Genomic DNA, 14,736 nt, shown 5'->3' on the forward strand with positions numbered 1-14,736 from the left:
ATAAAGCCCCCGGCTTTGCCGGGGGATATTTACTGCGTTGCCGCGGCGCCTTGCGAACTTTGTTGTATCGGCTTGCTGGATCAGAGAATGTAGTGCAGGCCGATCGAACCCAACTGCCGGGCCTCGATCTGCAAACCATTCACGCGCTGATATAGCGGAACCTGCACAAACGCGAACGCCGAGAAACGCCGGTTGATATTCCAGGTCACACCGGGGCTCAGATAGACCAGACTCGCGCCACTGTTGTCGACATCTGCATTGGCACCGACTTCGCGTTTTTCGATGCGCGCATTGATCTGCAACTGCGGCACAAACGTCGTGCTGGCCATGTAGCGGAGGCCGAGGTTGAGATTCACGCCAGCGCTCGGTTTGAAATCCTCGCGTGAATTCAACGGCTGCTGCACCAGTGCTTGCGCGAAATATCCCCAGTCGGGCGTGAGCGCACCGAAACCGTACGCGCCGAAAAGCAAGTCAGTAGTGCCGGTGCCAAGCTGCAGACCGCGATCGACGATCTCTCCGGTTTGTGGCCCGCTGGCAAACGTGTCGTTGAATTTGCCGGTGGCGAATTTCAGACCGAACTGCAGGCCGATATTGTGCTCGTCATTGAATCCCTGGAAACGCCCGAGCACACGCAGATCGCCGATGCCGTTGTCGTGCGAGGTGGAAATATCGCTATCGCCTTCAGCCAAGGTGGCGTGGCTGCGATTACTCCACGGCAACTGGATGCCGATTCCCCAGTTCTTGTCCGGGCTGTAGTCGAGCGCGAGGTTGTAGTTGCGATTGATCGTGTATTGCTGGACTTCCTGATCAGCCGAACTGACGCTGCTGCGCGACACTTTATCGCTGCCGGAGCGCAATTGATCCTGATCGAAATAGTCGAAACGAAAATCCGCGCGCCAGCCGCTGCCAGCAACCAGACCCTGACTGCCCCAATCGGAACTCAAGGTACAACCGCACGCCGAGCAGGCGATGGCAGGCATCGGCGCAAACGCAGTGCCTGCGAGCAAGGTGACAACGAAATAACGACCATGACTGCGCATTCGACGAACCTCCCGTGCAAGCGTAAACGCCATGCTAACGGGTTATCGCATCGCTGCGCTTGCGGCAAAGTGTCGCAGCGTTACACGAAACATTTACTGCGGGATCGCCGTCGGGTGATTACTCAAACCAGTCGCAAATTGACCGCCTGCGCATCGGGGAAAACTTTCGCGAGTTGCGCGCTCGACAATCCCCACATTGAGCTGTAGATGCCGCCGAGCACGTTGCGGTAATCGTTGAGCACCGGGTAGTCGCGGTCCTGCAGCAAGGTCTTGCGCTCGACCTTGATTTGTTCACCAGCGATCACGCCCCCGCTGATGCCGCCGCCGAGCACCCAATACACCGAGCCGTGGCCGTGGTCGGTGCCCTTGTTGCCGTTCTCGCGGAAAGTGCGGCCGAATTCCGAGACGACGACGACCACGGTATTTTTCCACTCCGGCCCAAGCTCCTGCGCGAAGGCGCCGAGGCCACGACCGAGATTATCCAGATTGTTCGCCAGCACACCTTGCGCGCCGCCTTCGTTGACGTGGGTATCCCAGCCGCCGATGTCGACGAAACCAAGCCGGTATTGATCGCGCATGAGTTTGGCGATGCGTTGCGCTTCAACTTCGAAACCCTTCGCGCTGATCGCGCCGCGATTGGCCTTGTTCATTTCGTCATCGAGATCGTGCGCAACGTCCTGACGCAATTGCAGACCGTCGGACACCGCCGCTGAAAGATGATGGCCGGCATACATGCTGTTGAGATTTGCGGTCTGGCGCGCATCGAACGCGGGCTTCAGCACGCCTTTCAACGATACGTTCGGAATATCGTTGCCGCCCTGAAATGCCAACGGCAGCGCATCGGTAAACGCGATCGGCGGCGTGCCGCTGAGCAGGCCGGAAAGTCGTGCGAGAAAACCGGTATGGAAATCGTGGCGAGTCTGGATCGGCTGGCCGGACTCGATGCTGTCCTGAGTTTCGAAATGACTGCGCGACATGTCATCGGTGCCAACGAATGGAATGAACGCGACTTCCTTGCGCGAATACATCGCGCCGATCGAGTCGCGCAGGATCGGGCTCAATCCCCAGTTTGCATCCAATCGCATCGCGCTGCTCGGATTGGCCGCGTCGGGTCGGGCAATCGCGATGCTAGGCCGCGCCTCGTAATAAAAATCACTGGAATAGGGCACCAGCAGATTGGCGCAGTCGTAACCGCCACGCAGAAATACCAGCAAAAAGCGAGGCGATGAAACCGGTGCGGCGAACAGCTTTCCACCCAAGGTCATGGCGGGAAGGCTGGCGGCGAGGGATTGCAGAAAAAGGCGACGTTGCATGGCGATTTCCTCAATGGCAAACAGAATTTTGTTACGCGTGATGTCGCGCCGAATCAGCGCGGTATCACGACTAGCGATAATTGAATCCGGGCGACGAGAGCAGGTAGGTATTCCATTCCTGCTGCGAAGTGGCGTGATCGAGCGTGTCGCGCGTGGCCTGCGGCAAGGTCGGTTCGATCGCGTTGTAATACAGCCGCGAGGCTAGTTGCGGAAAGCCCGTCGCGGTCGGCGGCGTACCATCCTCGGGATCGAATAAGCCGGCATTACCGTTGCCGATAGTCTTGGCGATTTCGAAACGACGGCTCATCTGGCCGGAGCTGGCCCAACCGCTTTCGATCAGCGCGTAACCATCAGGAGTCAGGTGTCCGAACAGCGGTTCGCCGAGCGCGTTGAGCCAGTTCATGACCGGATGCGTGTTCGCGATCTGCTTGCCGTCGTAAGCCAGTCGCAACGACGATACGACGAACTGCATCGGGTCCTTGAATTTCTTGCCGGCAGAATCGTCGAGATCGCGAGACTCGAACATTGTGCGCAGCACGGCCGCGATATCGCCATCACTTTTCTGGAACGTCTTCGCCATCTGCTCGACGAGTTTTGCCGGCGGATCGTCGCTGACAAAATACATGGCGATTTTGCGCGAGATGAATCGTGCGCACGCGGGTTGTTTGATGATCAGATCGACTGCTTGCTCGACCTCGGCAAATCCGCGACCTTCGATGGTTTTGCCGAGCAGGGTCTTGTTGCCGAAATCGTGGCGCGCGGGATTGAATTCAAAACCGTCGTTGCGGATCAGCAGGGGCTGCCAATCCGGTTTGAGTTTCGGCGGGTTGTCGCGTCGAGTGATGCCAACGCCGGTGAGTACGCGCGCGAGCTCCTGCACATCCTGCTGGCTGTAACCGGAGTTCACGCCGAGCGTATGCAGCTCCATCAATTCGCGCGCGTAGTTTTCGTTGATGTGACCATTGGCATTCTGCGCGTTGTCGAGATATTCAATCATCGCCGGATGCGTCAACGTGGCCATCACCAAGTCGCGGAAATGGCCGAGCGAATTCGGGCGAATCGCCTGTTCGGCATAGTTGCCAAGCAGCCAGCGCAGGTTGCCTTTCTGCTCGTATACACTGAAATGGTTGAGCCAGAACCAGGTCATCTGCTCCTTGAGTTGCGCCGGCGAATACAGCGCACGCAGCACTTCGGTGCGTCGGGCTTGATATGCGTATTGATTGCCGAGTTCGCGCTGCGCCTTGCGTGCGGCAACTTGATCGGGGCCTTCGGGCATTGCCTTGATGCGTTTGTTTTCGGCGGCGACGTTTTCGAGAATATCCAGGGATTTGGTCTGGCTCACCGGCATCTGCGCGATCTCCTGCGCGATCGCGGGCGGCAATGCGTCATTTTTTCCACTGAGTTGTTCGTCGAGATAACGGCGGCGCCCGAGCTGCTGATAATGCTCGACACTCGCGCTGTCGATGCCATAAGTGATGCGCGCCAGCCACAGCGCATCGTCGCGCGCGAGTTTTGGCGGGTCGGCCCAGCAGGTCGAAGCTACCGTCAGCGTCAGCGCAAAAAATAGTTGGCCAAGATGTAGCGGAGTGATGGGTCGCATCAGTTGCATGGGAACGCCTGCGGTTGCGGGTAACAGGAATTGGAACGCACGAAGCGGCGAATGGATGACCATAACGGATCGCGCCCTCAGTTTGTGTTCAGCGAATTTTCCTCGGGGCGTTGGCAGATAACTTAAGCGCAGGTTCTTTGTCGATGACTTTGCGCTACTCTCGTGGCTGTCGATGTCGAGTTCAAGCGGAGACGTGCCATGGTTTTGTGTCCAGTAGCTTTGGCGGTGGGTTGCCGCAAGTGCCCGATATTTTCGGGCTGCCCGGTGAAGAGTCTGATCGGCGATTACAAACCGCCGCCGCCGGTGGCTCCGCAAGTCGCAGCGAAGCGAACCGCAAAGTCGGCTCCCAAAGCTACCGCAACGCGCAAGAAACCTCGCAGCAAACCAGCAAAATAAAACGCTGATAGCTGTGCCGATTTTCGGCGTCGCGATTCAGCTTGCGCCAACTCTTCATGGCCGCGTGCTGCTAGCGTAAAATGTCGTCTGCATACCGAGCGCGTTTGTGCGCAGCGGTGTGCTTGCCTGTTCGAAAAACTCACTCAGCATCCAGCGACCGCCATCATGCCCAGCATCAAACAAGACGACCTGATCCAGAGCGTCGCCGACGCCTTGCAATACATTTCTTACTACCACCCGATCGATTACATCAAGAGCCTCGCGCGCGCTTACGAGCTCGAAGAATCGTCCGCGGCGAAAGATGCGATGGCGCAGATACTGATCAACTCGCGCATGTGTGCCGAGGGTCATCGGCCGTTGTGCCAGGACACCGGCATCGTCACCGTGTTCCTGAAAATCGGCATGAACGTGCGCTGGGACGATGCGACGATGAGCGTCGAAGACATGGTCAACGAAGGTGTGCGCCGCGCCTACAATTATCCCGACAACAAGTTGCGCGCCTCAGTGCTGGCTGATCCGGCCGGCAAGCGCAGCAACACCAAGGACAACACGCCGGCCGTAGTGAATGTGTCGGTCGTGCCGGGCGACAAACTTGATGTGATCGTTGCGGCCAAGGGCGGTGGTTCGGAGGCGAAATCGAAATTCGTGATGTTGAATCCATCGGACTCGGTGGTTGACTGGGTGCTCAAGACCGTGCCGACGATGGGCGCCGGCTGGTGCCCGCCGGGCATGCTCGGTATCGGTATCGGCGGCACGGCGGAGAAGGCGATGCTGCTGGCGAAAGAAGCCTTGATGGAAACCATCGACATCCAGGAATTGATCGCGCGCGGGGCCAGCAATCGCGCCGAAGAATTGCGCCTCGAAATCTATGAAAAAGTGAATGCGCTTGGCATCGGCGCGCAGGGCCTCGGTGGCTTGACCACAGTGCTGGACGTAAAGGTGCGCGATTACCCGACGCATGCGGCGAATCTGCCGGTGGCGATGATTCCAAATTGCGCTGCGACACGACATGCGCATTTTGTGCTCGATGGTTCCGGCCCGGTGACACTCGATCCGCCGTCACTGGAAGACTGGCCGAAGCTGACCTACGACACGTCGAAAGGTCGCCGCGTGAATCTCGATAAGATCACGCGTGAAGAAGTTACGACCTGGAAACCCGGCGAAACCTTGCTGCTCAACGGCAAGCTGCTAACCGGTCGCGATGCGGCGCACAAACGTTTGATCGACATGCTGAATCGTGGCGAAAAATTGCCGGTGGATTTCACCAATCGTTTTATCTATTACGTCGGCCCGGTCGATCCAGTGCGCGATGAAGTCGTTGGTCCCGCCGGCCCGACCACGGCCACGCGGATGGACAAGTTCACACGCCAGATGCTCGAACAAACCGGCTTGCTCGGCATGGTCGGAAAATCCGAACGCGGACCGACCGCCATCGCTGCAATCAAAGATAACAAGGCGGTCTACTTGATGGCAGTCGGTGGCGCCGCGTATCTGGTATCGAAGGCGATCAAGGCATCACGCGTGCTCGCGTTCGAGGATCTCGGTATGGAAGCGATTTACGAGTTCGAGGTGAAGGATATGCCGGTCACCGTGGCAGTCGATTCCGGCGGCACGTCGGTGCATATCACCGGGCCAAAAGAATGGCAGTCGCGTATCGGCAAAATTCCGATTGTGGTCGAGTCCACGACAGTCTGATCGTGGCTTCTCGCAACGCATGGATGGTCGGCATTTGATCGCGCCGAAAGAAAATCGCTTGCCTGCAACGGACGAATTGGAAACCGGCAAAATAGACCTGAGTCTGCAGCAAGCACGTCTGCTGCATCTTGCGGCGCAAGGATTGTTGCGTCGTCCGCGCGCCCGAGCCACGCGTTCGGCGCTACTTGCAAATATCGCGCTTATGCAACTGCTGCAGATCGATACGATCAACGTCGTCGCGCGCAGCCCGTACTTCGTACTGTTCTCGCGGCTCGGTGCGTATCCGAACGCGTGGCTGGATGATGCGCTTGCTGGGGGCGAAATTTTTGAATGCTGGGCGCACGAAGCGTGCTTCGCGCCGGTCATGGATTTTCCATTGCATCGGCACGATCCGGTTGCACGCGCCGGTCATTGGGCGATGAAACATGCGCAGCGTAGTCGCGCGCAGGATGACGCCGGCATGGTCGCCTTGCTCGATCGCATCCGCGAACACGGCCCGGTAAAAACCGCCGACTTCGAACGCAAGCAGGCCGCAGACAGTAGCGGCTGGTGGAGTTGGAAGCCTGAAAAACGATGGCTCGAAGCGTGGTTCGCGCTCGGTGAACTGATGGTGCTCCGGCGCGACAAATTCCAGCGCGTCTACGACATCAGCGAGCGTGTGATCGGACGCGTAGCGCCAGAGTGGAAGGCATCGATATTGACGCGTGAACAGATTCAGCAAACTTTGATCGCCAAAGCTGTTCAAGCACTCGGCATTACGCAAGCAGGATGGATCGCTGACTATTTTCGTAGCGGCAGCAAACTCAAGGATGTCGCGCTCCAACCACTGCTCGATAGCGGTGAACTGCTGCGTATCAGTGTCACGGGTTGGCGCAGTCCGGCTTATGTGCACCGCGACAATATCGAGCTGGCGAATCAAGCCGCTCGCGGTGGCTTGCGCGCGACGCATACCACACTGCTGTCGCCGTTCGACCCGCTGGTGTGGGATCGTGTTCGCGCGCGTGAGTTTTTCGATTTCGATTATTCACTCGAATGCTACACACCAGCGCCGAAGCGCCGATACGGCTATTTCGTGCTGCCGATTCTGCAGCGCGGACGTTTGATCGGACGTCTCGATGCCAAGGCGCATCGCGCCGATGGCGTGTTTGAAGTCAAGGTTATTCATCTTGAGCCCACGGTCATCGTCGATGAGCGTGTGGCGACTGACGTTGCCTTGGCGATTCAATCGTGCGCCGACTGGCATCAAACGCCGCAAGTGTCGATTGGCAAAAGCGCCCCGCGAGTGTTCGCATCCTTGCTGCGTAGCACGCTCAAAAATCTTTCCGCCGTTTGAGCAAGCGGGTTTGCATGGAGGCTGCAGCGACATCCGCACCAATCTGCGATCATGCAAAGAAGACGATAACGATTGACCGAGGAAAGGCATGAAATACGAACACGGCATCAGCGCGATCGACACCGGTTTTTTCCGTCCACAATTTGATGCAAGCCATCTGATTGTGGAACAAGGGCGCGCGGCGTTCGTTGATGTCGGTACCAATTATTCGGTGCCGGGATTACTGGCGGCATTGTCGGCAGAAGGTCTGACGCCGGCAGATGTCGACTACGTAATCCTCACGCATGTGCATCTCGATCATGCTGGCGGTGCGGGCATGTTGATGCGCGAGTTACCCAACGCGCAGTTGATCGTGCATCCGCGTGGTGCGCGCCACATGATCGATCCGGCACAACTGATCGCTGGCGCCACCGCAGTTTATGGCCCCGAGGAAGTTCAGCGCAGTTATGGCGACTTGATCGCCGTGCCGGAAGAACGTGTGGTTCAGGCCGGTGATGGTTTTGTCGTCGATCTCGCTGGCCGTTTGTTGTTGTGTCTCGATACACCAGGACACGCTCGACATCACATCTGCATTTTCGACGAGCGTAGTCGTTCGTTTTTTACCGGCGATACGTTTGGCTTGTCGTATCGCGAGTTCGATACGGAGCAGGGCGCGTTCATCATTCCCACCAGTACACCCGTGCAATTCGAACCCGATGCAATGCGTGCTTCGATTGAACGCATGCTCACGTATTCGCCCGAGGCGATGTTCCTGACGCATTACAGTCGTGTCACCGACGTGCCACGTCTCGCTGAGAATCTGATCGAACAGATACAGGCGATGGTCGATATCGCCAACGCAAATTCATGCACTGCTGATCGGCACGTTCAGATCATGGCGCAGCTTGCCGAGCTCTATCTCGGACGCGCCAAAGCGCATGGTTGCAGCATGGATGCCGCGCACATGCGCGAACTTTTGGCGATGGATATCGAGCTGAATGCGCAAGGGCTGGAAGTATGGCTCGATCGAAAAAAAGCGGTAGCGGCTTGATTTCGGACATCTATCAGCAGCGCGGAAACCTGAAAATATCGATATATTTCATTATCTTGAATGCGATGTATGGAGTGCAATCAGCATTGCGTCAGGATAAATATTCAGAGATCGGGCGGAAGCGTTGAAGATTCGTTAAATCAGCTGTTTGCATTTATTCGCTTTTTCTTTGGGACTACCGTAGTATCTGCTTACTGTGTTTGCTGGGGTCACTGTGAATTGTGGCCTGATGTGGTTGGTTTCGATCTACTGCACGTTTCACCTCGCTGTATTTACTCCTTGCACACTCAGTAATCGACGACGAAATATCTTGTCGTTATATCAATCATATGTTCCAGGAGTTAGTTATGTCAGAGCGTGAAACCGGTACGGTAAAGTGGTTCAACGACGCCAAGGGCTTCGGCTTCATCAGCCGTGACAGCGGCGACGACCTTTTCGTGCACTTCCGCGCCATCCAGTCAAGCGGCTTCAAGTCGCTGCAGGAAGGCCAGAAGGTCAGCTTCAAGGTTGTGCCGGGTCAGAAAGGCCAGCAGGCTGACGAAGTACAGCCGCTGTAAGTCGCAAAAACACTAAAGTTTTTTGCAAAGCCTCGGTCGTTCGCGACCGGGGCTTTTTTATTGCTGAAAATCGGGTTTCGCTATCGTTTGTCAATCGGCCCCGACTCGGCTCGAAATTACTCGAAACCGAATCGAGGCTCCTTGATGGTGAAACCCAATTTCTAACCTGGATTACTTCAGATCGAAACGATCCAGGTTCATTACTTTGTTCCATGCCTCCACGAAGTCGCTGACGAAGGCGGCTTGTCCATCGCTGGATGCATAGACCTCGGCCAGTGCCCGCAACTGCGAGTTTGAACCGAAGACCAGATCCGCGACGGTGGCGGTCCACTTGGCCTCGCCCGTGGTTCGGTCGCGACCTTCAAACGTTCCCGCATCCTTGTCAGCAACCTGCCATGCCGTGCGCATGTCGAGCAGGTTAACGAAAAAGTCGTTCGTCAGTGTGCCCGGGCGCTTGGTGAATACACCATGCTGGCTATGACCGGCATTCGCGTCGAGCACACGCAAGCCGCCTACAAGCACCGTCATCTCGGGTGCAGTCAGTTTCAACAGGTTTGCCTTGTCCAGCAGCAGATTGGACGTCGAGCTTTCGAAACCCTTGGCCACGTAGTTGCGGAAGCCATCGCCAACCGGCTCCAGCACAGCGAAGGATTCGACATCGGTGTGTTCCAGCAAGGCGTCCATGCGGCCCGGCGAAAACGGCACGGTGATGGCATTACCTGCCTTTTTTGCTGCAGCTTCGATCGCCGCAGCGCCACCGAGCACGATCAGATCAGCGAGCGAGACGTGCTTGCCAGATTGCGCAGCGTTGAATTCCTTCTGGATACTTTCCAGTGTTGCGAGGATCTTCGCGAGTTCGGCCGGCTGGTTGACTGCCCAATCCTTCTGCGGCGCGAGGCGCAGGCGAGCGCCATTGGCACCACCGCGTTTGTCGCTACCGCGGAAGGTCGAAGCCGATGCCCACGCAGTGTTTACGAGTTGCGACACCGACAGCCCCGAGGCGAGCAGCTTCGTCTTCAGCGCGGCAATGTCCTGCGCATTGATCTGCGTGCCATTCGCGGCGGGAATCGGATCCTGCCAGATCAGTGTTTCTTTCGGCACGAGCGGGCCGAGGTAACGGGTGACTGGCCCCATATCGCGATGGGTCAGCTTGAACCATGCACGCGCAAAGGCGTCGGCGAATTCTTTCGGATTAGCCATGAATCGACGCGAGATCTTTTCGTAGGCCGGATCCATGCGCAGGGCCAGATCGGCCGTCGTCATCATCGGCGCGTGGCGTATTTTCGGGTCGTGCGCATCGGGCACGGCGTCCGCTGCGGCATTGCCCTTGGGCTTCCACTGTTGCGCGCCTGCGGGACTCTTGGTCAGTTCCCATTCGTAACCAAACAGGGTTTCGAAGTAACCGTTGTCCCACGTGGTGGGGTGGGGCGTCCAGGCACCTTCCAGGCCGCTGGTGATCGCATGAAATCCGTGACCTTTGCCGAAACTATTCTTCCAGCCGAGGCCGAGTTCCTCGATGTTCGCGCCTTCGGGTTCGACGCCCACCTGGCTGGCGTCGCCAGCGCCGTGGCACTTGCCGAAGGTATGGCCACCCGCGACCAACGCGACAGTTTCTTCATCATTCATCGCCATGCGCGCAAAGGTTTCGCGGATGTCGCGCGCCGAACCGATCGGATCCGGCTTGCCGTTCGGACCTTCCGGATTCACATAGATCAGGCCCATCTGCACCGCGCCTAGCGGATTGGCGAGTTCACGGTCGCCGCTATAGCGCTCGTCGCCGAGCCACGTGGCCTCAGGACCCCAGTCGATGTTTTGTGGCTCCCAAATGTCCTCGCGACCGCCACCGAAACCAAAGGTCTTGAAACCCATCGAATCGAGCGCGACGTTGCCGGCGAGAATCATCAGATCTGCCCACGACAGCTTGAGTCCGTATTTCTGCTTGATCGGCCAGAGCAGGCGGCGCGCCTTGTCGAGATTGCCGTTGTCCGGCCAGCTGTTGAGCGGCGCGAATCGCTGCTCGCCTGCGCTGGCGCCACCGCGACCATCAGCAATGCGGTAGGTGCCGGCACTGTGCCAGGCCATGCGGATGAATAATGGTCCGTAATGACCGTAGTCGGCCGGCCACCAATCCTGTGAATCGGTCATCAAGGCATGCAAATCCTTGATGACTGCGTCGAGATCGAGGCTCTTGAATTCCTTCGCATAGTTGAAATCCTCGACCATCGGGTCCGACAACGATGAGTGCTGATGCAACATGCTCAGGTTGAGTTGGTTAGGCCACCACTGTGTATTCGTTTGCGCCTTGCGCGCGGCGCCCGGGAATGGGCACTTCGATTCGGTTGACATGGTTCTCTCCTTCGGAAGTTCTGATTCGGCTAGCCACTCGATCATGGCCTAAGCACACCGATAGATGAAATCGTTTCTAACGATTGCACTCATTGAAGCGACCTATAATGAATTCAGGACGTCGAAGTGATGCCACGACGTAATCGATCAGCGGAAGGCCGCGCAATGTCCGATCCTGCCGACCGTTTTATCCTGAATCTTCTGGCTCAAATTCGCTGCCATGTTCCACGGCGGCTGCGCGCCGTGCGTTTGGAACAATTGCTCAATCTCGACCATGTTATAGCTAAGCTGCAGACATGCTGCTAACTGGAGAGATCTCATGCAATTGCGCATCTTGACGACAATTGTTGCCTCCCTCGTGGTTATCGCAGCGATGGGACGGACGTTGTACACAACCGATTTCAGGACTCCTGCAATCAGTAATAACGCAAGCGATACACGCATGCCGTTAGCCACGAGTGGGGCGATTCTTGGTTTGAAGGACGGGTTGGTGGAAGCACATGCGGACGGCTTGACCGGCACGGTCCGGGTGAAACGTCTGCAGATGGCGGACGCCTCGACTCTTCTGGCAAAGGTGTGTGAGGTGATGCCAAACCACTTGTCATGGATCAAAAGTGTACGCGTATATGCACCCGACACGGCCGATATGACAAATCCAGCGACGACAGCCGAACTCAGTCAGTCGTGTCAGTGATATGGCAGCAGCGCTTGTCTTTGGGCTGGAAGCGCTTACGACTCTCGGTGCAGTCCAGATTGGCATCAATCTCTGTATAGCTAAGCTAGTGGTGTCCGACGCGACCCCCTAACCATTTAGGGGGCGATCAACTGCGCGCAGGTGCCGAACCATTTTCGATAACTGATCGGCAGGACTAAGTCGCTGCGTAAAGCCATCCATGGCGATGTCTACTCGGGGTTCTAGTGCCACTTGTAGTTGAACGACACACCGATGGTGCGCGGTTCGTTGTACACAGCAGCCATATAGTTCTCGATGACGCCCTTGAGATTTTTTTCATTGGTTATGTTGCGCACGAAGACTGCAGCCTCATACCCACCATTATTGCCAGAGTAGCCCAGCTTGAGGCCACCTTCGAAGTTGCCGTTGGCGACAAATTCTTTGGTGTCGTACAGAACGAAACTGGTGAAACCCTGCTTGTTCCAATCCCCCGAAATAAAGACCGAATCGCTGGCATTCACTGGAATATCGTAGCGAGCGGCCAAGTTGATGCTGTACTTGGGAGCATTGGGCAGTGGGTTGCCGTCAATCTGGGCGAAGGTTCGTGTGCCTAGGGTGATGGTTGGATCCATCACCGTGCACACCACGATTCCATTGAGCGCGCAGACTTGCGCATAGACGCGCTTGTCTCGGATTTCACTGTGCAACAAACTCAAGCCGGCCGTCAACGACAGGTTCTGGATGGGACGGAAGTCAAGGTCCGCCTCCAGACCGTGTGCCAGCGCTTTGTTGGCATTGAACAACACACCATTGCCATCGGAGTCGTTGCCGTTGAGTTGAATATCGTGGACCGTATAGGTAAATCCTGCGATATTCAGGCGCAGGCGGTTGTCCAAGAGGCTGCTCTTGACGCCGGCTTCCCAGGAAAGAATGGTTTCTGAATTCGCCGTCGTGAAGTCGCTGTTGAACACTGCCGACCGGCCCTGAATGGTCGGACCGCGGAAGCCGCGGGCTACTCGCCCGTAGATGCTGATATCCGGATTGAGGGCATACATCGCACTCAAATCCCAGCTCGGGGTTCTGGCCGATAGACTTACGTCGCGGCGTCCTGTGTAGGTCGAGATACCAGCCACTGAGTCGGCAGTTTTAAGCAGCCGCGTCCGCTTGCTGTCTTCGGTTTCTCGCAGGCCACCTGTGAAGGTCAGCGCGTCCGTCAGCTTGTAGCTGAGTTGGCCAAAAACCGCCCACGATGTGTTCGTATCGCGCAGGCGCACCCAGTTGTTGGGATTATTGGCCGGTGGTGTGAGGAACCACGCGCGCTGGTAAAAATCGGTGGTGTCACTGCCGTCGAAGAAGTAAGCCCCCGTTTGCCACTGCAGCGGATCGTTGCCTGTGCTGGCCAGACGAAACTCCTGGGTAATCTGATCCAGATCCCGAATTTGACCCATGGACTGGCCGTACCCGTTGGGAATGCCATTAAACGGAAAATCGACAGCGGCGCCACCGTCGGTATCGCCGCGACTAAAGCCTGACGTTGTCTCGTACGCGGTAATGGAGGTCAGCGAGATGCCGCCGAAATCGTAGATTGCTTTCAGCGACCCGCCATAAGTGTTGTACGCCTGCGGATTGCCATGCGCCTCGTCATACGCTACCCGGTCGCGCGGCACGTCGACGTCGCTCGAACCCTTCTGGATTGCATTGCGCAGAAACAGAGTGGATGTGCCGGAATAGTCGCGCGCATGCGCTGAGGCAAGGATCGAGAGATTCTCGTTCGGGCTGAGAAGAAGTTGCAAGCGCACATTGCGATCGTCGTACCCGCCCATCGCATCTTTCTTCGGTGTCACCGTGCCGTCAGCACTGGGACCGTTGTAAGTATTGTCCACCCAGTTGTCGCGATGCTGGTACAAAGCAGAAACGCGGAACGAGGCCGTGTCGCTGATCGGGCCGCCGAATCCGCCATCGAACGAGAGTGTGTTATTGCTGCCATAACTCAGCTGCTCACGGCCCGAATATTCCTGGCTCGGCTTGATCGTATCGAACTTGATGATGCCAGCCGTCGTATTGCGCCCAAACAGCGAGCCCTGTGGACCACGCAGAACTTCCACCTCATCCATATCGTATACCGGGTTTGACTTCAGCACGACATGCTCTAGCACCACATCGTCCTGAATGATCGATACCGGCTGCGATGCGCCCAAATAGAAATCGATATTGCCCAAACCGCGGATATAGAAACGCGGGAAGATTCGCCCGGTGGTCGTCTCTGCATACAGTCCCGGCACCTTGCCGGACAACGCCAAGAGGGTATCGTCTCCGCCGGTCGTGAAGTCGCGCATCGCGTCACCTTGCAGGACGCCCACCGACAAGGGCACCTTCTGAAGATCTTCCTCGCGGTGCTCAGCGGTTACGGTCACGGTGCTCAGCGACGCTGTCGGTGTATCTGTCGATACAGGCTGGGCGACCGCGCTGGTTTCGGGTTCCTTCGGTTGACGACTGTCCTGTGCCGTGGCGATGGCCGCCGTCGACGACAGCAACACGCTCGCGATGGCAAGCACCATTTTTCGCGGCATGGGCGTGATCACGTTTTGACGTTGAGTACGGGAGCCTTCGGGTAGACGATCCTTGGCGAGTTCGAACATAAGTAAGATCAAGTCCTGATGGTGGAAAATGGGAGAAAAATGCATTCGCGCTGCCTGACCGGCGCGCTGTCGCGCATTGCGAAACTGCAATGCTACGCTGTGCAT

12 protein-coding genes are annotated in these 14,736 nt (G+C 57.2%); 7 read left to right on the plus strand and 5 right to left on the minus strand.

What is annotated here, in order from left to right; all coding sequences use genetic code 11:
- Window positions 1–80: 80 nt before the first annotated feature.
- The 3 genes from ELE36_RS10010 to ELE36_RS10020 form a co-directional block, all read right to left on the minus strand.
- Complete coding sequence (locus ELE36_RS10010; RefSeq protein WP_242512228.1) at window positions 81–1,040, minus strand: hypothetical protein; 960 nt, start codon at window positions 1,038–1,040, stop codon at window positions 81–83.
- A 122-nt stretch (window positions 1,041–1,162) separates the two neighbouring features.
- Window positions 1,163–2,353, minus strand: coding sequence for a DUF1501 domain-containing protein (locus ELE36_RS10015; RefSeq protein ID WP_129832928.1), 1,191 nt, complete (start codon window positions 2,351–2,353; stop codon window positions 1,163–1,165).
- Window positions 2,354–2,423: 70 nt separating this feature from the next.
- Window positions 2,424–3,962 carry a DUF1800 domain-containing protein gene (locus ELE36_RS10020; RefSeq protein ID WP_242512229.1) on the minus strand — a complete coding sequence of 513 codons (1,539 nt, stop codon included), beginning with the start codon at window positions 3,960–3,962 and terminating at the stop codon, window positions 2,424–2,426.
- Window positions 3,963–4,201: 239 nt separating this feature from the next.
- Between ELE36_RS10020 and ELE36_RS10025 the strand changes: the two genes are divergently transcribed.
- The 5 genes from ELE36_RS10025 (at window position 4,202) to ELE36_RS10045 (ending at window position 8,973) form a co-directional block, all read left to right on the plus strand.
- Complete coding sequence (locus tag ELE36_RS10025) at window positions 4,202–4,366, plus strand: hypothetical protein (RefSeq protein WP_165371554.1); 165 nt, start codon at window positions 4,202–4,204, stop codon at window positions 4,364–4,366.
- Window positions 4,367–4,523: 157 nt separating this feature from the next.
- Window positions 4,524–6,053: a fumarate hydratase gene (locus ELE36_RS10030; protein WP_129832932.1), complete on the plus strand. Its 1,530-nt coding sequence runs from the start codon at window positions 4,524–4,526 to the stop codon at window positions 6,051–6,053.
- Window positions 6,054–6,072: 19 nt separating this feature from the next.
- Window positions 6,073–7,386, plus strand: a complete 1,314-nt coding sequence (locus ELE36_RS10035) for a winged helix-turn-helix domain-containing protein (protein WP_129832934.1) — start codon at window positions 6,073–6,075, stop codon at window positions 7,384–7,386.
- A gap of 88 nt (window positions 7,387–7,474) precedes the next feature.
- Window positions 7,475–8,416 carry an MBL fold metallo-hydrolase gene (locus ELE36_RS10040; RefSeq protein ID WP_129832936.1) on the plus strand — a complete coding sequence of 314 codons (942 nt, stop codon included), beginning with the start codon at window positions 7,475–7,477 and terminating at the stop codon, window positions 8,414–8,416.
- Window positions 8,417–8,763: 347 nt separating this feature from the next.
- The gene (locus ELE36_RS10045; RefSeq protein WP_129832938.1) at window positions 8,764–8,973 is read left to right on the plus strand and encodes a cold-shock protein; all 210 of its coding nucleotides are present in this window, start codon (window positions 8,764–8,766) and stop codon (window positions 8,971–8,973) included.
- Window positions 8,974–9,144: 171 nt separating this feature from the next.
- On the opposite strand, the gene katG is transcribed toward ELE36_RS10045, so the two are convergent.
- Window positions 9,145–11,319, minus strand: a complete 2,175-nt coding sequence (gene katG / locus ELE36_RS10050) for a catalase/peroxidase HPI (RefSeq protein WP_129832940.1) — start codon at window positions 11,317–11,319, stop codon at window positions 9,145–9,147.
- Between the two features lie 165 nt (window positions 11,320–11,484).
- Here katG and ELE36_RS20335 point away from each other — a divergent pair, with 165 nt between their 5' ends.
- On the plus strand, window positions 11,485–11,625 hold the full coding sequence (locus ELE36_RS20335) for a hypothetical protein (protein ID WP_165371555.1): 141 nt from the start codon (window positions 11,485–11,487) through the stop codon (window positions 11,623–11,625).
- A gap of 13 nt (window positions 11,626–11,638) precedes the next feature.
- Window positions 11,639–12,013 (plus strand): hypothetical protein, encoded by a 375-nt coding sequence (locus ELE36_RS10055; protein ID WP_129832942.1) that lies wholly within the window; start codon window positions 11,639–11,641, stop codon window positions 12,011–12,013.
- Window positions 12,014–12,234: 221 nt separating this feature from the next.
- On the opposite strand, the gene ELE36_RS10060 is transcribed toward ELE36_RS10055, so the two are convergent.
- Window positions 12,235–14,562 (minus strand): TonB-dependent receptor, encoded by a 2,328-nt coding sequence (locus tag ELE36_RS10060; protein WP_242512430.1) that lies wholly within the window; start codon window positions 14,560–14,562, stop codon window positions 12,235–12,237.
- Between the last annotated feature and the right edge of the window lie 174 nt (window positions 14,563–14,736).

It is taken from the genome of Pseudolysobacter antarcticus (assembly GCF_004168365.1).
Lineage (GTDB): Bacteria > Pseudomonadota > Gammaproteobacteria > Xanthomonadales > Rhodanobacteraceae > Pseudolysobacter > Pseudolysobacter antarcticus.